Below are 19955 nucleotides of genomic sequence, written 5' to 3' on the forward strand. Positions count from 1 at the left end.
ATATTCGCTCCGCTTGAACGATCGCGTATTCAAATTTACGTAAATAAAAACTCTGCCCGCCCCACCGATGACTTGAATAACGACAAAACATGTATTGTCACGTCCAACTCGCGAAAACCTTACCGCGAAACTTATTTCAGTATTCGCGAGCATCACAACTGACCACCAATATCGACGCAGCAGCGGTAGTGTGAGGCGTGCCTGATTTCCCTCGACCACGAGTAGAAGGGTCTCGCGCGGAGGTTCGCGGCATCATGGCTCCAGGCGAGCCGGGCAAGATCGCTCAGCCGAGCCAGCCCGTCAGGACGTAGCAGCATGCGGCGATGAGGGCGGCGGCGGGCAGGGTCAGGACCCAGGCGACGACGATGTTCCCGGCAATGCCCCAACGGACCGCCGAGGTCCGGCGGGCCGCGCCCACGCCGACGATGGCGCCGGTGATGGTGTGCGTGGTCGAGACCGGGACACCGAGCCATGTCGCCAGGAACAGGGTGATTGCGCCACCCGTCTCGGCGCAGAAGCCCTGCATCGGGTTCAGGCGGGTGATCTTCGAGCCCATCGTGTGGACGATGCGCCAGCCGCCGAAGAGGGTCCCGAGCGCCATGGCCGATTGGCAGGCCAGGACCACCCAGAGGGGAACGTGGAAGCTGCTCCCCAGATGCCCCTGCGAGTAGAGCAGCACAGCGATGATCCCCATGGTCTTCTGGGCGTCGTTGCCGCCATGTCCGAGGGAATAGAGCGAGGCCGAGACGAATTGCAGGAGCCGGAAGCTCCGGTCGACCCCGAAGGGCGTGGCGCGCCGGCAGGTCCAGGACACGATCAGCACGAGGAGGAGGGCGAGCAGGAACCCCACGAGCGGGGACAGCACGATGGCAGCGATCGTCTTCGACAGGCCGGACCAGACCACGACGTCGAACCCCGCCTTGGTGATGCCCGCCCCGACGAGGCCGCCCACCAGCGCATGCGAAGAACTCGACGGAATGCCGAGCACCCAGGTGGCGATGTTCCAGGCGATGGCGCCGACCAGCGCGCTCAGGATGACGCGCGGATCGACGATCCCGGCATCGACGATCCCGGTCCCCAGGGTCTGCGCCACATGGAGGCCGAAGAACAGGAAGGCGATGAAGTTGAAGAACGCCGCCCAGAGCACCGCGTATTGCGGGCGCAGCACCCGCGTCGAGACGATGGTGGCGATGGAATTGGCCGCGTCGTGCAAGCCGTTGAGGAAGTCGAAGAACAGGGCGACGGCGATGAGGCCGGCCAGCGCCGGCAGCGCGAGGGAGGCGGCGTCCATGCCCGTCACACGTTCTCGATCACGATGCCGCTGATCTCGTTGGCGACGTCCTCGAACCGGTCGACCACATCCTCCAGGTGCCCGTAGATCTCGGCGCCGATGATGTAGGCCATGGTGTCGCCGTCGCCGCCATCCTTGCGATGGGCCCGGTAGAGAGCCTTGAGGCCACGCTCCTGCAACTCGTCCGAGCGGCCCTCGACGCGGGTGATGCGCTCCGTGAGGGTGTTGATGCGTCCCGCATGGGTGCCGACGGCGTTGAGCAGGGGGATCGTCTCGGCCGTGAGACGCGCCGCCTCGAGCACGGTGTCGCCCATCTCGCGCATGAGGGGGTCGAAAGAACGGATTTCGTAGAGGGTGATCGTCTTCACGGTCTTGTTCATCTGGTCGATGGCGTCGTCCATCGACTGGATCAGATCCTTGATGTCGCCGCGGTCGAAGGGGGTGATGAAGCTGCGCCGGACCGCGAGCAGAACCTCTGCGGTGATCGCGTCGGCCTCGTGCTCGCGATCGACGATCACCTGGCAGTAGCGCGGCACGCCGTCGCCGCCCTTCAGGACGCCCTGGAGTGCCTCCGCTCCCGCGACGAGGGTCTGGGAATGGCGTTCGAATAGGTCGAAGAAGCGATCCTCCCGCGGCATCAAGGCCCGAAACCAGCCCATCATTCGGCGTGCCCCTTCCCGATGTGGCGGGCACTCTCCGCTCGGCGCCGCAGGCTATGTCAGCCGTCAGGTGACCGTGGCCCTGAGAGTCCTGCCGGCCGATAACGTCTTCGAGGCCGCTCCGGTGCCGGTCATTCGCTCCGACCCCATCAATATTCCCATTCGGCGCCCACCCCCACGGCGGTGCGACCGTCGCTGCCGGCCTCGCCCTGGATCTTGATGCGACGGGTCACGTCGTAATCCACGGTGGCAGCGGTATCCTGGGGCTTGGCGCCCGCCTTCACGCCGACGCTGAGACGGTCGCTGAGATAGCGCGAGGCACCCAGGGCCGGACCGCCGCTGGCTCCGGTGGAAACGTCCAGGCTGTCGAGGCCGAGCCCCTTGCGGGCCTGTTCGAACACGTCCGGGCCGCCGGCCCCGCCGGAGAGCTGCGACACGGCCTGGGCGAGCTGGAGCGCCTGGAAGGGCGAGAGTCCCCCGGCCGCCTTCTTGAACAGCAGCCGCGACAGCACTTCGTCCTGCGGCAGGGACGGGTCGGAGGTGAGGACGAAGTCGGGCTGGTTGGCGGGGCCGGTCACGGCGACGCGGGCGGTGACCTCGGCGGCCTTGGTCTCGGCCTGGAAGTCGAGATCGGGGATCGCGAGCTCGCCGTTGAAGGCCAGGCGGCCGCGGGTGAAATCGAGGCGCTGACCGATGATGCTGAGGCGCCCGCGACGCATGGCGAAATCGCCCACCGCCACCGGGTCGCGCGAAGTGCCGGTGAGGCGCAGGTCACCGCCGAGTTCCGCGTCGATTCCGCGTCCACGCACGAAGATGCGGTTCGGCGCATGGACGGCCACGTCCAGCGTGGCGTCGAAGGGCGGGGGCGCCTTCCTGCGCTTGCCCAATGCGGCGACCTTCGCCTTGCGGTCGGCCTTCGCATCGAGGCGCACCCGTACGTCGGCGGGCGTATTGACCCGGCGCACGCCGGGCAGGGGCTGCACGGTCGCGGGCAGCCGATCGGGGACCGTCACATCGACGGAGACGAGGTCGACCCGTCCCGACACTTTCGGCGTCCGCGCCAAAGGACCGCTCAGGGCGAGGTTGAGGCTCGCAGTGGCGGTGACGATGGGGCTGGAGACGAGCTCGGCCCGCTCGGCGGTGATCTTGAACGCGCCGGGGAACCCGCCATTCGGGTCCAGGGCCACGCGCCCGCTGGCCTGAAGGCCGCCGCCGTTCCGGGTCTGCGCTGTCAGGCGCTCCACCACGAGGGTATCGCCCCGCCCGGTGACGCGGCCCTCGATCTGCTTGAGGGCGATGCCCTGGAGCGGATCGGTGAAGCTGCCGCCGGAGAGGGTGGCGGCACCCTCGGCACGGGGCGCGTCGAGGGTGCCCGAGACGCCCCCGTCGAGGGCGATCCGGCCGGCGACCCGCTGACCGCCGACGCTGAGCAGGCTGTTGGCCATGGCCGCGTCGAGGGTGCCGCGCAGTTTCAGCGCGATGGGTCCGCCCGCCGAGACGGGCAGGAAGCCGGCAAGGGTCAGCTCGGCGCCGCGACCGGCCGAGACCCGGCCCTCGATCCCGGCGCGGCCGTCGCCCAGTGTGCCACTCGCCTTGGCGTCGATGGGCGGCAGGCCGGCCTTGCGTGTCTCCGGGGTCACCAGCTTCGCCACCGACAGGGCATAGCGCCCCTCCGGCCGCGCGCTGGTACCGCGGATATCGGCGTCCCCGTCGAGGGTGCCGGTGAGGGCGAGGCTCGGCGAAGCGATCCGGGCAAGAGCCAACGGCAGCGCCCGGATGCCGAGTTTCAGGTCGAGATTCGATCCGGCGCGGCCGGCGAGGCTGACCCGCCCGGTACCGGCGGCGATGACGAGACCGTCGATGACGGCCGAGCCCCGGTCGAGGGTGATCGTGGCGGGACCAGCCAGCGCCAGACGATCCTTGCCGCGTGACGCGGAGAAGCGCGACAGCTCGATCCGCGTGGCCTCGGCCGGAACCAGCCGGGCAGCCCCGTCGAGATCGAAACCTCGCGCCTTGGCGGTGAGGGTGATGTCGCTGGCATTGGGCGACCCCACGGCCAGGAGGCGCACGGTGTCGATGGACTCGCCGGCGGCGATGACCCGGTCGGCATTGACCCGGCCGTCCACCACGGGATGGGCGAGGAGATCGCGGCCGGTGAGGTCGGCGTCGAGCTGCGCGAGGCCGATCTCACCCGAGCGCAGGGAGGCGCCCTTGGCCTTCACCGACGCGTCCTGGCGTCCCCCATCGCGCGAGAGGGCGACGGTCGCGTCGAGGCTTCCGGCCAGCGGCGTGAGGGCGAGCGGCGACAGATCGTCGAGATTGGCGGCCGAGAGCATGACGCTGCCCTGCGTGAGGAGGGTGGCCGCATCGACGGCGGCCTTACCGGCGAGGGTAGCCGAGCCGAGATTCACCGCGAGCCGGTCGAGGGACCAATCTGCGCCCGAGCGGGCGAGATGCACGTCCCCGCGCAGGGTCTTGCCGCCGATCTCGCCGCCCAGCGCCACCGTTCCATCGAGCGCCCCGGTGAGGTCCTTGAGCGCCGCGGCTACGCGCACGTCCCGGATCGGGCGGCCGAGCGCCCGTCCGTCGGCAGCGGTGAGGGTGGCGGTGAGGTCCGGCTTTTCCAGGGTTCCGGAGAGCCGCCCGTCGAGGAGGGCGCGGCCGGCAAGGCGCGGATCGACGGCCGAGAGGGTCTTCACGTCCACGAGGAGCTTGGCGTCGGCGAGGCGTGCCGTGGCCTTGCCCTCCAGCCGGGCCACCATCTCGGCGCCGTCGAGCTTCACACCATCGAAGCTGTACCCATCGAAAACCTGGGAAAGCCTGCCCGAGAAATGCGGCTCGCGGCCCAGGAGCCGGTCGAGGGCCGGCAGGCCGAGAACGAGCCCTTGTGTCGTCGCATCCACATCGGCGGTCACGGCCTTGCGGGCCGGGTCCCCGCTCAAGTTCGCCTTAACGGCGACGCTGCCGGCCAGGGTCCGGTCGGCCACATCGGAGAAGGCCGAGAGATCGGCGAGACCCGCCTTCAGCGTGCCGGTGAGCGTGTTCTGGCCGACGCGGCCGGCATAGGAGAGCGTGGCGGTGGGCGCGTCGAGATCGAACGCCGCCACATCGACCACGCCATCGGGCTGGAGCGTGCCCCGGAAGCTGAAGGCACCGCGCGATCCGACCGCCCGGCGCAGGGCCGGGTCGGCGAGCTTCAACCCCTCCACATTGGCATCCGCACGGAGCGCGAAGCGGGTGGCGCTGGGATCGCCGCCCGTGGGTTCCATGGCGAGGCTGGCGGCGATCCGCTCGAGGACGTTGCCGTCTGCGCGCAGGCCCGCCGCCTTGAGGTCGCCGTTCACCCGTGGCCGCGCGATCGGCCCCTTCACGGTCCCGTCGAAGACGAGGGTGTCGAGCTCGGCATTGGCCGCCTTGGTGACGCTGCCATCGGTGGGGACGGCGCGGGCCGAGATGGTGAAGTCGGCGACCCGCTCGGGCGTGAGGCCGCCCGACGCGTCGAGGCGGGCGGTGCGGGAGGCAAGCGCGAGGCGGTCGATGCCGAACGCGCCGTTATCGGCAAAGCGCAGGGCGCCGTCGAGCTTGGTGGTGCCGGAGAAGATCGCAGCCGCCGGGCCGGGCAGGAGCCCCTCGATCCGCGAGGAGAGGTCGAGGGTGAGGGAGCGGTCGGCGCCGGCGCGGGCGATGCGGGCCGTGCCCTTGGCGCCGAGATCGGGGCCGGCATCGAAATCGAGCCGGGCGTTCCAGGCATCGAGGGTGCCGCGCCCGTCGAGATCGAGGTTGATCGGCGGCTCGCCGGGGAGATTGGCGAATTTGGAAAGGAGGCCACCGGCGGCCTCCACCAGGGTGGTCTTCACCTCGAGCTTCTCGCCCTTAGGCACGAAGAGCAGGCGGGCGACGAATTGCCCGGTGGCGTCGAGGCGGCGCACGGACAGGTCGAGGTCGAGCCCTTCGGACGGCGCGCCGAGCTTGGCCTTCCCCTCGGCGGACAGGCGTGCCGGCTGACCGGCGACGGTCTCGCCGAGGACGAGCTCGGCGAGCTTGAAGGCGGTGATCTCCACCTTCACGGGCAACTCGGGAAGCAGCGAGCCATCGGGCTCCGGCGTCGCCGAGACCGGGGCGGGGAGGGGACGGCGCAGCACTTCGAGGCGGCCGATCTCCAGGCTGTCGACCTGCAGCCGGCCGGAGAGGAGGGCGAGGCGGCTCCAGACGAGGCGCGCCTTGTCGAGCTTCAGCCAGGGACCGTTGCGATCGCTGATCACCACGTCGCGGATCGTGGCGTTCGACGAGAGCGCCCCGTCCACGGCACCGATGGACACCTGGGAGCCCGGCGTGGACAAAGCCTTCGACAACAACCCGCCGAGGACGGTCTTCTCGCCGTCGTCGGCGCGGGTGTAGGTCGCGGGAACGGCGATGCAGACGGTCAGAGAGACGATCGCCACGATGACGCGCGTTCTCCCTCCCCCCCTTGCGGGGGAGGGTGGCCCGCGAAGCGGGTCGGGAGAGGGGAGCGCCATGTCCGGAGAGGTCGGCCCCTCTCCCGCCTGCTCCGCAGGCACCCTCCCCCGCAGAGGGGGGAGGGTCGATGCGCACCGAACCATAACCCGTCCGAAAAATTCCATCAGAACGACTGCCCCAGGCTGATGTACAGGGCCACGGGACGTTCGCGGTTCCCCTTGATGCGGTCGAGGGGGAACGCCACGTCGACGCGGATCGGGCCGATGCCGGTATAATAGCGAAGACCGAGGCCCGCCGCGTAGCGGATGCGCTCCTCGAAATCGGGCAGGCTGCCCTCGAAGGCGGTGCCGGCGTCGAAGAACGGCACGATCCCGATCGTGTCCGTGATCTTGACCCGCGCCTCCACCGACGCTTCGAGCAGGCTACGCCCGCCCACCGGCAGGTTGAACGGCCCGCGCGGGCCCAGTGTCCGGTAGGGGAAGCCGCGCACCGAGCCGCCGCCGCCAGCAAAGAAGCGGATATTGGCCGGAATGTCCTCGAGGCTCGCGCCCGAGATCGAACCGAAGCCGATGCGGCCGGCGAGGATGTAGCGGGCCTCGTCGTCGATGGCGTAGTAGGTCGAGCCCTGCGCCTTGGCGACGAAGATCGACGGATCCGAGCCGAGGAATCCGGCATAGGGGGTCACCGAGGCGGTGGCCCGGAACCCCTGCGTCGGGTCGAGCAGGTTGTCGGTGGAATCGTAGGCCACCGACAGCGGCACGCCGACGAGGCGGTAATCGACCTTGCCGAGCGCGTCCTGCGAGCGGCCCGCCTGACCGTCGACGCCGATCTGCGCGTAGAACGTGTCGGAGAACCGGTGCCGGATGCCGATCGTACCGCCGGCCGCGTCCGAGACGTAGGATTGCTGGGCCTCGCGGCCCGCGAAGACATTGGCCACGAGATCGTTGCGCGTGCCCCATAGAGCCGGCTTGACGAAGGTCGCGGAGATCCGGCCGCCCAGCCCGTTCGAATCGATCCCGGCGGCCTTGCGCTGCGCAGCGTAGAGGTCGTTACCGAGATAATAGATGTCGGCATCGAGCCGCAGAGTCTCGCCGCCGCCGAACAGGTTGCGGTTGGCATAATAGGCACGGATGCCCGGGCCATCGACCGTGGAGAAGCGGGCCGCGACCCCGATCAGGTTACGGTCGCGCTCGGTCACGTCGACGAAGATCGGCAGGTTGCCCTGCGCGTCGAGCGCCTCGCCCTCGCGTACCCGGACGGAACCCAGGGCCTCCACCTTGGCGACGGACCGGCGAATGTCGGCCACGGCCTTGGGCGAATAGGGATCGCCCGGCTCGCTATAGATGAAGGAGCGCACCACCGCCGGGTCGATGCCGGTGGTACCGCGCACGGCGACCTCGCCCAGCCCCGCGATCGGCCCGGGATCGATGGTGAAGCGCACATCCATGACGTGTGCCTCGTCATCCACCACAGGATCGCGCGAAACCGCCTTGGCGAAAGGATGGCCCAGCGCGCGGAAGCGGTCGACGATCTTCGCCTCGCGGGCGAGCACGGTGGCCGAGCGTGCGGGGACGTCGTCACCCACCCGGGTGAAACGCTCGGGCAGCACCTCGGACGGGAAATCGTTGCCGCGCGGATCGGAAGCCGTCACCGTGCGGAGCTTATAGAGCGGGCCGGCATCGACGACGATCTTCACGGGCACCAAGGCCCGGTTCCGGCCGCCCTCGGCGGCACGCGCCGCAGCCGCCACCGAGGCCTCGCCCGTCAGTTCGACGCCATCGATGCGGATGGCGACCTTGCCCTGGTAATAGCCGTAGCCGGAGAGCACGTCTGACAGGCGGCGAAGGTCCGCCTCCGCACGCCGCACGATGCCCTCGCCGTCGGGCGGAGCGTCCTGGCGAAGGCGATAGAGCGTGGAGGTGTCCTGCAGAGCCTGCAGCACGTCGTCATCCTCGAGCCCCTGAAACTTCACCGAATAGGGCAGCGTCTCGCCGCTCGGTGCCGGCGGCTCTTCTTCGGAACCGAACATACCGAACAGGTCGAAGGCGATGGCGGGGGAGGCGGCTAAGGTGCTCATCGACACGCCGCCGAGGACGGCCATGGCCACGCCCGCGCAGCCGTGTTTCAGGCCTCTGCCCTTTAGGTCACGCGTGTTCGACGTCACGAAACACGGCCCGCCCGTGATTCGGACCGGTCCGCTCTCGCCCCTTGCAACGGTATGCCCGCAAAGGTTCGTCCGTCAGCCGTCGATTCCGTCATCCCGCCCCCGCTTCGATGCCGGTCAACCTTCCGTGACGACCCCTCACCGGGTCGTTAAGGTCGTTCCTCGCCTCATGTCGCAGAGTGGCAAGCCTAGACCGCACCACCCACGAGGGCAATCTCGGCCGGTGCCGCAGCCCTTCGTTCAGTCGGCCCCGGGGAAGGATGGAAATCGCGCACCTCGACGGGAACCCGGAACGGCCGGGAGCCTTGTCTGAACATCGCAGGCACCCTAACTTTCACCTATCGGACCTTGTCTTCCACGATCCCCCGCCGGTTCAATCCGGGTCGCACGCCCAGCAGTCATTGCAGAACTGCCGCGGTCTGTCGCTTCGATCTCATCGCATCTCCGAAACCCTGCGCCCTGTCGGCCGCACGTCGTTTTCTGCGGCCCGAGAGGCCCCTCCCCACACAATTCGAGACGAGGGCGCGAAGACTGCAATCGCGTTCCTCCCGACGACGAGAAGGACATCACCATGAGCACGGGCACCGTGAAATGGTTCAACGAAACCAAGGGCTACGGCTTCATTCAGCCTGATGACGGCGGCAAGGACGTGTTCGTCCATATCTCGGCCGTGGAACGCGCGGGTATGCGCAATCTCATCGAGGGACAGAAGCTGTCCTACGAGATCGAGAACGACCGTCGCACCGGCAAGCAGTCCGCCGGCAACCTTCAGGCGGCCTGAACCGCTAAGGGCGAGGGCCGTTCAGTGAGGCCTTCGTTCAACACATGCGTAGGAAGCCGCCCTGTCATGGGCGGCTTCTGTTGATTCCGGCCGAATCGTGAGGCATTGGGCTTTTCGATTCGATCCCGTCTTCCGATGATTCACAGCAAGGCTCAGCGCCGCGCGCTTCCGCTCGCGGAACGGGCCGAGACGCACCACCCGAGAAAGGTCAGATGAGCGCCTTCGACTACAGGAATTTCGACGACCGCCGTAAGAACTCCGCCAGCGCCAAGCAGATGCTGCTGGAAAAATTCAAGGCCCGTCCTCCGGCGGATGACCCGGAAATGGTTGCCAAGGCCCAGGCCCGCGCCGCGGTTGCCCGCGCCCGGGACGAGAGGGCTCGCGAACGCGAAGCCGCCCGCATCGCGGCCGAAAAGAAGGCCGCTGAAGAGAAGCGCGCTCGCGAGGAGGCGGAGCTCGCCGCACAGATCGCCCGCGAAGAGGAAGAGACGCGTCTCGCCGCCGAACGCAAGGCGATCGAACTCGCCGAGAAGAAGGCCCAGCGCGATGCGCGCTACGCGGCTCGCAAGGCCAAGGCTCGCCGCTGACACCCACAGAGGAAGCCCTCCCGGGGAAGGGTTAGCCTCGCCGCTCCGGGGGGCGCCGGACGCTGGATGAGACAAGGGCTCGGAACGTCGTACCGGATTTCGCATCCGCTGCGGCGCTCCGGGCCCTTCGCGTTTCTTCGCGGCACACGCGCCGAGAATGGAGCACGATGACAGGCATTGAACAGATGCTCGGAACGCGAGATTCGGCGCGCCGGTTCAATGCCGCATCAGGACTAGCGACAGGAGGCCGAAGTTTAAGCCTCGCCCTCAGCTTCGCCTTCGTCTTTCTCGGAGGTCGTCTCGACCTCGCCCTTCGGCTCGGTATCGGCCTCGGGGCGGGGGCCGGCCTTGAACGAGCGGCGCGGGGCGTTGCCGCGCTTCATCTGCGCCGGCTTCTCGATAGCGCCGAGACGCTCGGAGAGCTGCTTGGCCCGTTCGTTGAAATCGTTAGTGGTGCGCGACTGGGACGCACCACTTTTAAACGCATTCGCCACTTGGGCCTCATGGAGTTGCCCAGGGCACGGGTTCGTGCGGGGTTGCTCACATTATAGCACGGTTTGTCACGCCGCGGGCAGCTAACTGTCCGACTTCGGTCTCATCGGTCCCGAAACGGGCCGGTGCGGCCCGATTCGAGGAGGGGTCCGGCTTCAGAACCGGGCCGTCAGGAACAGCCGAACGTTGCGACCTGGCAGCAGGATCTCGTCCTTCTTGAACGACGCGGAGTTGCGGATATCGTCGTCGAGGAGGTTGCGCCCCTGGAGCCCCACCGTGACCTCGGTGGCACCGTAGATCGCCGGGTCGACGGACTGCGTGTAGGCCAGTTCGGCGCGGAGGTCGTTCCAGCCCCGGGTCAGCGTCTCGAACGGCGCGATCTCCGTATGGTCGAAGGCGTGAAGCAGGTTCACACGGCCGAACCAGCCATTCGCTCGCAGGAAGGCGCCACCACCCAGACGATGGGGAGGAATGCGCGGAACGTAGGAACCGTCGTCGAACTGCGCCCGTACGAAATCGTATTGCGCCTCGATCCCGGCCCAGCCGTCGCCAACGGGAAGGATGTCGAGCTGCGCGCCGATCTCGGCGCCGTAGAAGGTCGTGTTGGCCTGGGAGTAGACGATCTGGCGCAATTCGTCGCCGCTGCCGCAAGAGGCGAAATCGTCGTCGCAGCGGTTGCCCGTATCCCGGCGGTAGATGAAGCCGGTATAGCGCGTCACATATCCGGTCGCGTCGAGGCGCAGGGGACCTTCGGCCCGGCGCAGACTGAGCTCCATCGTGCGGGCGCGTTCCAGCTTCAGGGTCGGATCACCGATCTCGAAGGTCGCGGAGGCGTGGTGCGGTCCCTGCGAGAACAGCTCGTAGCTGGTGGGCGCGCGCTCGACATAGGAGCCGTTAATGCTCGCCACGAACCCGTAGGGGAGGTCCTGCAGAGCGCCGAAGCTCAGAATCTTGGGGGCGAAGCGGCGGGTCAGTGGGTAGCTCGACGGATCGATGCCGCCGGGCAGATAGTCGGTCGGGAACAGCGTGGCGATGCTGTTGAGCCGGTCGTTCCCGATCCGGCCGGCCGCCTGGAAGCGCAGGCCGCCCCCGACTGCAAGTTCCTCGAACAAATAGGCGGCCAGGGAGCGCGATTCCGTCGGCGGCAGGAAGCTCTCGAGCTGCGAATTGAGGACGCGCCGGCTGGTCTGCACGCCAACCGCGCCGGTCAGGGTGCCGAGCGCGGTGACGACCGGTACGTGCTGCGCCTCGAACCTGGCCTCGACCTCGCGGTTCTTGAAGATGGCCTGCACGCCTTCGGGGCCGGCCACCTCCTCATGGTCGTGCTCATGCTCATGGTCGTGATGCGCCAGACCGATCTCTTCGTGGCGGTAGACCGAGCCGCCGGCCCAGAACCGTAGAACCTCGAACGGCCCTTGGAGCGGTCGGTACTCGCCACGTGCGAGCACCCGGTCCTGCTTCGGGTTCAGACTTGAGCGGGTCTCTTCCGACTCGCCACCGGGGATCTGGTACATCGCCTCGTAATGGCTGAACGACACGCCGAGAAATCCGCGATCGCCGATCGCCGAGACTCCGATGGAGCCGCCCTGCGTCTCGGTGGCCGAGTTGCGCTGGATGCCGCCGGGAATCGCGTAGGAATCGGTGGCCGTCTTGAAGCCGTCGGCATGGACCGCGATGCCGTTGGCCCCGGCATCGACGCTCGCCGCGCCGAGCCGACCGTTATCGACACTGGAATAGCCGGTGGTGACCTGGCCGGAGACACCCCGGGCCGGAATGAAGGTCGGCACTTGGTTATTCTCGGACGAGACCACGCCGCCGATAGCGCCCGAGCCGTAGCGCAGGGTCGCCGGGCCCCGGATCACCTCGATCCGATCGGCGGTGAGCGGGTTGACCGGCACCGCATGGTCCTCGCCGAGATCGGATACGCCGCCATTGACGATTCCGTTCTCCTGAATTCGCACCCGCGCATTGTCGAGGCCGCGAATGATCGGCCGCGAAGCCGCGCCCGGCGCATAGGTCGAGGACGAGATACCGGGGCGGTCGGATAGGGCGTCGCCGAGGGTGCGGGGCTGGTTGCGCTGAATCTCGGAGCGGGTCACCACCGTGACGGGGGAAAAGCTGTCGCCGACGACCGGTAGCACGCCGGTGGGAAACCCACCCACGGCGGAAGGGCCGGGGGCGGGAAGGATCGGGCTCGCGGAGGTCACGCTGAGTTCGGAGAGCGTCGCCTCGGCCTGCTGGGCCGCTACGGGAGCGACCATCGCGCCGGATGTCAGGCCCGCGCCGGATAGCATCGTCCCGGCCAGCCAGATCCTCGATCGTCTCGTCCGCATCAGGCCCCTCAAGAATTATGTTATAATGTTTCATCCGCGAGAGCGTCTATTTCCGCAAGGGGGGGAGGGCGCTGATGGACGGTTGGAGCCCCGCCTGTTGCCGAACTGCATCAACGGCAGGCGCCGCTGCGACGAAGGCGGCGCTTGCGGGAGGCTCGGCGCAGGCAAACATTCTTGCTCGTGATCTCCCTCTCCCTCCTTGGCACCACCTTCCGAATGCTCGGCCTCCTTCTGCTCGGTCTGTTCCTTCTGCCACTTGGCACCCATGCGCTGTGGTGGACGGCGCGGGGCGGCGGCGCAGCGGATTGGGCAGTGGCCGACTGGTCGAGCGCCGGGCTGTTGCGCCCGCCCAAAGCGACCGATCCGGCCCTCGTCAGGGTCTATGCGGCGCGTGTCGGGCGCTGGCGCGGGATCTTTGCCCATCACAGCTGGATCGTGGTGAAACCGGCCGGTGCCGCCCGCTACACCCGCTACGACGTGGTCGGCTGGGGGATGCCGGTCCGCACGGATGGCTGGGCCGCAGACGGCCGCTGGTTCGGCAACGATCCGCAAACCATTCTCGCCCTCGACGGGGACGATGCCGCCCGCGCTATCCCGGCGATCCGCGCGGCCGTGGCCGACTACCCCTACCGGGCGCTCGGAACCTACCGGGCTTGGCCAGGCCCGAACTCGAACAGCTTCGCGGCGCATGTGCTGGCCCGCCTGCCGGAGCCGCAGGTCACTCTTCCGCCGACGGCGCTGGGGAAGGATTGGGCGCCTCCCGGACGCATCGTCGAGCGCACGCCGAGCGGCACCGGAATCAGGCTGACCGTCGGCGGCTATGCCGGTATCACTGTCGGCTGGGTCGAGGGGGTCGAGATCAACCTGCTCGGCCTCGTCGCAGGACTCGACCTGCGCCGCCCGGCGATCAAACTTCCCGGTTGGGGAAGAATCGGAGTGGCATGAGCCCGGATCGAACGATGACGTCCCTTCTTATTCGTGCCGCCGAACCCGACGATTCCGATGCGATCTGGTCCATCCTCGAGCCGGTGATCCGGGCGGGCGAGACCTATGCGCTTCCGCGTGACGGATCCCGCAAGGCCATGCTGGACTATTGGTTCGCCCCGGCAAACCAGGTCTTCATCGCCGTGGACGAGGGCAGGGTGCTCGGTACCTTCATGCTCAAGGCGAACCAGCAGGGTGGCGGGGCCCATGTGGCCAATGCCGGTTTCATGACGCATCCCGACGCGGTCGGCCGCGGCATCGCCCGCGCCATGGGACGACACGCCATCGACGATGCCGCCCGGCAGGGCTTCCTGGCAATGCAGTTCAACTTCGTCGTCGCCAGCAATACCCGCGCGGTAGCCCTGTGGAAGCGCCTCGGCTTCTCGGAACTTGCGCGCCTGCCCGACGCGTTCCGGCATCCGACCCTCGGATTGGTCGATGCCCTGGTGATGCACCGGAAGCTCGGGACCGACGCCGAATCGTGAAGCGCTTACGCGACCTTTGCGCTCGCGACGGAACCTCGGCTCGCCGGAAACCTTGTCGGGTGATTCCTGCAGCGAGCCTCATGCCAGATTCTTCCTTGCCACCCGACGCGACGCCACCCTTGCGCGTCACCGTCGATCTCAACCGTTGCCAAGCCTATGCTCAGTGCTGCTACGCGGCGCCGGGGCATTTCGTTCTGCATGGGCGAGAGGCTTTGTTCTACGACCCCGCTCCCTCTTCCTCCACCCGTCTCGCCATCGAGCGCGCTCGGGTGTCCTGCCCGGTCCAGGCGATCCGCGTCGAGGATCCGGAGCGACAGGGCCGATGAGAAGCATGGACGCCGAAAGGAAGAACACCGGGGGACATACGGTGGTGGTCGGCGCGTCCCTGGCGGGCCTGCGCGGGGCCGAGGCCCTGCGCCGCGCGGGCTTTGCCGGCCGCCTCACCCTTGTCGGCGATGAGCCACATCGCCCCTACGACCGGCCGCCGCTCTCCAAATCCGCTCTTACGGGCGAGGTGGCGCCCGAAGCGACGGTCCTGCCGAACCTCCACGCCCTCGCTGCCGATTGGCGGCTCGGCGTGGCCGCCACCGGTCTCGACAGGCAGGCGCGCGAGGTCCGCCTCGCCGACGGTACGACCTTGTCGTATGACCGGCTTCTCATCGCCACGGGTTCGCGCGCACGATCATGGCCGAACCCGACCGAGGCAGGCCTTGCCGGGGTCCATACCCTGCGCGGGCGCGACGATGCCGCCGCCCTGCGTCAGGCGCTCGCCGCCGGCCCCAAGCGCGTCCTCATCATCGGCGCGGGTTTCATCGGCTGCGAGGTCGCGGCCTCCTGCCGGGCCCTCGACCGCGCCGTCACGCTGATCGATCCGGGGCCGGCGCCCCTCGCCCGGATTCTCGGGCAGCCGGTGGGCGAGATCGTCGCTGCCCTGCACCGAGCTCTCGGCGTCGACCTGCGCAGCCGGACCAAGGTCGCGCGGCTCGAAGGCAATGAGGCAGGCCGGGTGGTCCGGGCCATTCTCGAGGACGGCAATGTAGTCGAAACCGACCTCGTGGTGGTGGCGTTGGGCGCGGTGCGCAACACTGAATGGCTGAGTGGATCGGGGCTCGATGCCGGGCCGGGCGGCGTCGTCTGCAACGAGGCCGGCCACGCCCTCGACACCGAGGGGCGTCCGGACAGGGCCATCGCCGCGGCCGGCGACGTGGCGCGGTTCCCCCATCCGCTCTTTGACGGACGTCCCGTCGCCCTTGAACATTGGGGACACGCCGTGGCGCAGGGCGAGCACGCCGGGCGCCTTCTCGCGGGCGAAGCCAATGAGACGGACTATGACGAGATGCCCGCCTTCTGGTCGTCCCAGGGCGGGATCACGATCAAGTCGGTCGGCCTCACCGAAGGGGCGGATTCCATGGTCTTCGCGCAGGGGAGCCCGAAGGAGGGCCGCTTCGTCGTCGTCTACGGCGCGAAAGGCCGCTGCATCGCAGCCGTGTCGTTCGATTCCGCCCGGTGGCTTCCCGCCTATGCCGAGCAGATCGCCGCCCGCGCACCATTCCCCCCCATCCGCGGTGGAACCGACGAACACAATCTGACGGTGCTGTCGCCGGGCTTTCCCGAGAAACGGACATCGCCATGAAGACCGGACAGCTGTTCGAGGCGGTCAAGGACGAGGCGAACCGGGCCGATCCCTATCCGCTCTATGCCCGACTGCGCGAGACGCCCGTCTCACGCCAGGACGACGGCATCTATGTGGTCTCGACCCATGCGGCGATCACGAGCCTTCTGCACGATCCGCGGATCAGTTCGGAGACACTGCCGCCGAGCGAACGCCCCCGGACCGGTAATCCGTTCTCGGACTGGATCGTCAACCCGGTCAAGGACCACCTCACCAACACCCATCGCCCCTTCATCTTCCGCGATCCACCGGATCACGACAGGTTGCGGATGGCCGTGATGGGGCAATTCACCCATCAGCGCGTTCATGCCATGCGTGGGCGCTCGCATGACCTCGTGGCCGACCTCCTGGACAAGCAGAGCGATGCGACGAGCTTCGACCTCGTCTGCGACCTCGCCTATCCGCTTCCCGTCACGGTGATCTGCGAAATGCTCGGCGTGCCGCCGGAGGACGAGCCGCAATTCCACGGCTGGGCGACGCAGCTCGCCTCGGCCCTCGAACCGGACAACCTCGGCAACGAAGAGGCACGAGCGAAGAACATCACCACCTTCGACGAGATCTCCACCTACATGCGTGGCCTCATCAAGGAAAAGCGCCGACATCCGCAAGACGACATGCTGTCGGGCCTGAGTGCCGGTTCCGGGCCAGGCGGCGAACCGGGGATGGGCGAAGTCGACCTCATCGCCAGCGCCATCCTGCTGCTGGTGGCCGGGCACGAAACCACCGTGAACCTCATCGCCAACAGCACGCTGGCTCTGGTGCGCCACCCCGATATCCTCGCGCGGCTCGCCGGCGAGCCGGACCTCGCCCCGCGTCTCATCGAAGAGATGCTGCGCTACGACCCACCGGTGCATTTCCGGACAAGGCGGGCATTGAGCGCCATCGACATCGCCGGCATCACCATCCCGGAGGGTGCCGACATTGTCCTCCTCCTCGCCTCCGGAAATCGCGACCCGGCGGTGTTCTGCGATCCGGACCGGTTCGATCCGGATCGCCCCGATATCCGTCATTTCGGCTTCGGCGGCGGACTCCATTATTGCGCGGGCGCGCCGCTCGCCCGGTTCGAGGCCGAGGCGGCCCTGGTGGCGCTGGCACAACGCCTCGTCCATCCGCGTCTGATCGACGATCCGCCTCCCTATCGCTCGGGCGCTGCCTTGCGCGGGCCCATGCATCTTCGGCTTGCCATCGATGGAGTGGCACCTCGGCGCTGAGGCCGCGAGCATGCGCGGAGGCGATTGAGGCCTTGCCGCCACACCGTGTCCGAAAAGCCAGAGCAATGCGCCTTTCCCCTCTCGATCGTCCCGCATTGCCTTGCCGTCAGCGCAATTGGCGGTGACGCAGCGGTCTATTGCCGATGTCCCCGCCGGGAAGAGAGATCGATGCCGCGTCAAGTCCTGTCGACCGTTGCCCTCGTCGCCCTTGCCGCAGGCCTCGGCGCCTGCAGCTCGTCGCGCCTCGATGGGCCGAGCCGCGGCAGCCGTGCCGGTCTGGGTGCCCAGGCCGCCCTCGAGCCGGCCGCTCCGGCCATGCCCGCCGGTCCGGTGACCTCTTCCCCCCTTGCTCCTCCCCCCGGCGCCAGCGCCGCCCCTGTCGACGCCCCGCCTCCGGTAGGTACGGACGTGGCCGTCGCGCCTGCCCCGGTCGTTGCCGAGCCGGTCTATGTGCCACCGCCGGCTCCGCCGGTCGTGTCGAGCGGTCGCTCCTCGGTGGTGGGAAGCTGGAACGCCAGGGACGCCACGGGCGCGACCTGCAAGGTCTCCCTGTCGAGCGCCCCCGCCCTCGACCTCTACAAGGCGAATGCGTCCGGTTGCGCCAACAAGGATCTGGCGAAGGTCACGGCCTGGGATTACCGCGACGGCGAGGTCTATCTCTACCAGCCAGGCGGCACCGTGACGGCCCGCCTGCGCCAGGGCGGCGGGGCGCTGGACGGTGCGCTCTCGAAGTCCGGCGCGTCGCTGGCATTGGCGCGGTAGGGCCTTATCCGGCACCTGACAGAGGCCGCCTGAAGCCCTGCGGACGCTCAGGTTTCAGGAGGCGGCCCGAGCCCCCTCAAGGCGTGACCCGTAGCCCCAGCAGCCAGGTATTGGCACTGAAGCTCGACCCAGCGGAACTGCTGTCGATCTGCTGGTAGATGTAGCTGCCGCGCAGGGAGAGCCAGCGGTTGAAGCGGTAGTCGAGCCGTGCGGTGGCTGAGAAACCACGCTCGGTGATGTTGACCCGGTCGTAGTCGCTGGCGAGGTAACCGCCGCCCAGCGTGATCGACAGGTTGCGCAGGAGGTCGTGCTGCACCTCCAGCGTCACCGCCTTGGTCAGCACGCCGCTCGATCCCGGGACGGCGGTTTCGATGATGCCGGTGGCCGCGTTGAGCCGCACCGTGGTGAGCGGGCTCGCCGTCCAGATCAGGGCCGCATTGATGATCGGCGCGGTGAGGTCCTTCAGGCCCGGATCGACATAGGTCCGATGCTGGAGACCCGCCGAGACCTCGCCGTTGACGAAACGGGTGAGCGCCACGCGCGCGCCGCCCGTGACCGTAATGCCATCGGAATTCCGGCGGATCCCGTTGGAATCCGTGCGCAGGTCATAGACGCGGGTATCGGCCAGGACATCGACGAAGGGCGAGATGACGGGCGAGATCTCGTAGGAGGCGCGCAGCCTCAACCCGTACTGGTTCAGGTTGCGGTCGCTCTGGTTCAGGATCGCCCCGTTGGAGAGCGTCGCGCTCTCGAACTCCGACCGGTCGATGAGGCCCCGCAGGGAGACCTGGAGACGGTTGAACGTCTCGGTGACACCAATCGTCGTACCGTAACTCGCCACGATCGGGCGGTTCGAGAGCGTGGCATTGATGTCGGGCGAGCCCGGCCGCTGCGTGTCGACGAGGAAGCGGGTCTCCACATCGACGGTGGTGCTGCGGTTGGCGTCGAGGCGCAGGCGAACGGTACCCGCGCCGTTGGGCCGGCTGGCGGCCTGGTTGTCAGGGAAGTCGAGATAGCCGCCGCGGAGTTCGCCCGCGAGTTCGTGCGAGGACCAGTCGCTGCGGAAGGCGAGTTCGCCCTCGGTGCGCAGGGCGAGCGACCCCTTGGCGCGGTTGGGCGTGACCTGGTCCGGATTGGTGTCGTAGCCCACGCTCTGCTGGAACACCGGCAGGAAGGTGAAGGTCCCGAGCTTGATGCCGAGGGGGGCATAGGCCTCGTCCACCACCAGCGGCCTGCGCAGGGCCGAGCCGAGGAAAGCACCCGGCGTGCTGATCCCGGCGAGCGGTAGCAGGGTCAGGGACGGCGCCAGGGGCGGGGCGGGTGACGGGGTCGGCAGCGGCGCGCCGACGACGGCGTTGCGGATCACCGGGGTCAGGCGCAGGTCCGGCGACGGTGTCCGCACGATGGAACGGACCGGCCGCGTCGTCGCCACGCCGAAACGACGAGGTGGGATCGCGCGCAGGCGCAAGAGATCGGTGGGATTGCGGTTGTTGCCGGCGCTCGAAGCCACAGGCGGAACGGGCGAAGGGGAGCGCCGCCGGGCAGCGGTGCCGGCCGAACCATCGTCCGTCTGCGAAGAAGCGCCGTCGCTTGGGGAGGCGGCACCCGTCAATGCATCGCCGGACGCGCCGCTCCCACGCAGGGTCGGACCACCCGTGGTACCGGCACCCGTGGCGGAGGAGGGATTCGTGCTGCCGAAAGTCGGGGTAGCAAGCTGTGTCGCCGGGCGCGACTGGGCCTGCGCCTGCACCCCCGGCAAGGCGACGGCGGCCGTCAGGATCAGGCTACGAAGCCCCGTCCTGTGCCATCCTGCGGTCGGCCCTGCACGCATCCCGGACGACTGTCTCTCCGCGGCCCTGGCGTCGAACGTCTCGCGCGACAAGACCACTGCCCGGGATGTTTCTCGGACGTCCCTTCGCGCATCCCGGACCGGCGCGATGGACGCGGCGGCCAAAGATCGTCCCAGAGGATCGCCCACGTCCAAGACGCACGGCCCTTACATCGGGACGGCTCCTCGCCGACCCCAACGTGGTAAAAGAACAGGGTTAGCGTTGTCTTAAGGACGGGGCGCCGAAG

The 19955-nt window shown here is 68.4% G+C and carries 15 protein-coding genes; 8 read left to right on the plus strand and 7 right to left on the minus strand.

The window, feature by feature from the left end; translation table 11 throughout:
* Positions 1-283: 283 nt before the first annotated feature.
* The 4 genes from AC0IXR_RS13460 to AC0IXR_RS13475 all read right to left on the minus strand — a co-directional run bounded on the left by AC0IXR_RS13460 (position 284) and on the right by AC0IXR_RS13475 (position 8485).
* A complete protein-coding gene (locus AC0IXR_RS13460; protein ID WP_056433847.1) occupies positions 284-1291 on the minus strand; it encodes an inorganic phosphate transporter in 1008 nt (335 codons plus the stop codon).
* A 5-nt stretch (positions 1292-1296) separates the two neighbouring features.
* Positions 1297-1953 carry a DUF47 domain-containing protein gene (locus tag AC0IXR_RS13465; protein WP_056433851.1) on the minus strand — a complete coding sequence of 219 codons (657 nt, stop codon included), beginning with the start codon at positions 1951-1953 and terminating at the stop codon, positions 1297-1299.
* 146 nt (positions 1954-2099) lie between these two features.
* Positions 2100-6467, minus strand: a complete 4368-nt coding sequence (locus tag AC0IXR_RS13470; protein WP_471761084.1) for a translocation/assembly module TamB domain-containing protein — start codon at positions 6465-6467, stop codon at positions 2100-2102.
* 104 nt (positions 6468-6571) lie between these two features.
* Positions 6572-8485: an autotransporter assembly complex protein TamA gene (locus AC0IXR_RS13475; RefSeq protein ID WP_471761085.1), complete on the minus strand. Its 1914-nt coding sequence runs from the start codon at positions 8483-8485 to the stop codon at positions 6572-6574.
* Positions 8486-9143: 658 nt separating this feature from the next.
* Between AC0IXR_RS13475 and AC0IXR_RS13480 the strand changes: the two genes are divergently transcribed.
* A complete protein-coding gene (locus AC0IXR_RS13480) occupies positions 9144-9353 on the plus strand; it encodes a cold-shock protein (RefSeq protein ID WP_018043862.1) in 210 nt (69 codons plus the stop codon).
* 212 nt (positions 9354-9565) lie between these two features.
* Positions 9566-9940 (plus strand): DUF6481 family protein, encoded by a 375-nt coding sequence (locus AC0IXR_RS13485; protein ID WP_056433860.1) that lies wholly within the window; start codon positions 9566-9568, stop codon positions 9938-9940.
* A gap of 254 nt (positions 9941-10194) precedes the next feature.
* Here the strand turns inward: AC0IXR_RS13485 and AC0IXR_RS13490 are convergent, their stop codons facing one another.
* A complete protein-coding gene (locus AC0IXR_RS13490) occupies positions 10195-10434 on the minus strand; it encodes a hypothetical protein (RefSeq protein ID WP_056433863.1) in 240 nt (79 codons plus the stop codon).
* A gap of 153 nt (positions 10435-10587) precedes the next feature.
* On the minus strand, positions 10588-12765 hold the full coding sequence (locus AC0IXR_RS13495; RefSeq protein ID WP_471761087.1) for a TonB-dependent receptor: 2178 nt from the start codon (positions 12763-12765) through the stop codon (positions 10588-10590).
* Positions 12766-12981: 216 nt separating this feature from the next.
* Here AC0IXR_RS13495 and AC0IXR_RS13500 point away from each other — a divergent pair, with 216 nt between their 5' ends.
* The 6 genes from AC0IXR_RS13500 to AC0IXR_RS13525 all read left to right on the plus strand — a co-directional run bounded on the left by AC0IXR_RS13500 (position 12982) and on the right by AC0IXR_RS13525 (position 17879).
* A complete protein-coding gene (locus AC0IXR_RS13500) occupies positions 12982-13710 on the plus strand; it encodes a DUF3750 domain-containing protein (RefSeq protein WP_056434251.1) in 729 nt (242 codons plus the stop codon).
* A gap of 14 nt (positions 13711-13724) precedes the next feature.
* A complete protein-coding gene (locus AC0IXR_RS13505) occupies positions 13725-14234 on the plus strand; it encodes a GNAT family N-acetyltransferase (protein ID WP_471761088.1) in 510 nt (169 codons plus the stop codon).
* 80 nt (positions 14235-14314) lie between these two features.
* Positions 14315-14560: a ferredoxin gene (locus AC0IXR_RS13510; protein WP_471761089.1), complete on the plus strand. Its 246-nt coding sequence runs from the start codon at positions 14315-14317 to the stop codon at positions 14558-14560.
* A 5-nt stretch (positions 14561-14565) separates the two neighbouring features.
* The gene (locus AC0IXR_RS13515; protein ID WP_311274393.1) at positions 14566-15867 is read left to right on the plus strand and encodes an NAD(P)/FAD-dependent oxidoreductase; all 1302 of its coding nucleotides are present in this window, start codon (positions 14566-14568) and stop codon (positions 15865-15867) included.
* A complete protein-coding gene (locus AC0IXR_RS13520) occupies positions 15864-17117 on the plus strand; it encodes a cytochrome P450 (RefSeq protein WP_471761090.1) in 1254 nt (417 codons plus the stop codon). Before AC0IXR_RS13515 ends, AC0IXR_RS13520 begins: the two co-directional genes overlap by 4 nt.
* Before the next feature lie 168 nt (positions 17118-17285).
* Positions 17286-17879 (plus strand): AprI/Inh family metalloprotease inhibitor, encoded by a 594-nt coding sequence (locus AC0IXR_RS13525; protein WP_311274396.1) that lies wholly within the window; start codon positions 17286-17288, stop codon positions 17877-17879.
* 76 nt (positions 17880-17955) lie between these two features.
* On the opposite strand, the gene AC0IXR_RS13530 is transcribed toward AC0IXR_RS13525, so the two are convergent.
* The gene (locus AC0IXR_RS13530) at positions 17956-19710 is read right to left on the minus strand and encodes an outer membrane beta-barrel protein (RefSeq protein WP_471761091.1); all 1755 of its coding nucleotides are present in this window, start codon (positions 19708-19710) and stop codon (positions 17956-17958) included.
* Positions 19711-19955: the final 245 nt, after the last annotated feature.

The sequence above is a fragment of the Methylobacterium sp. AC832 genome (genome assembly GCF_979256025.1).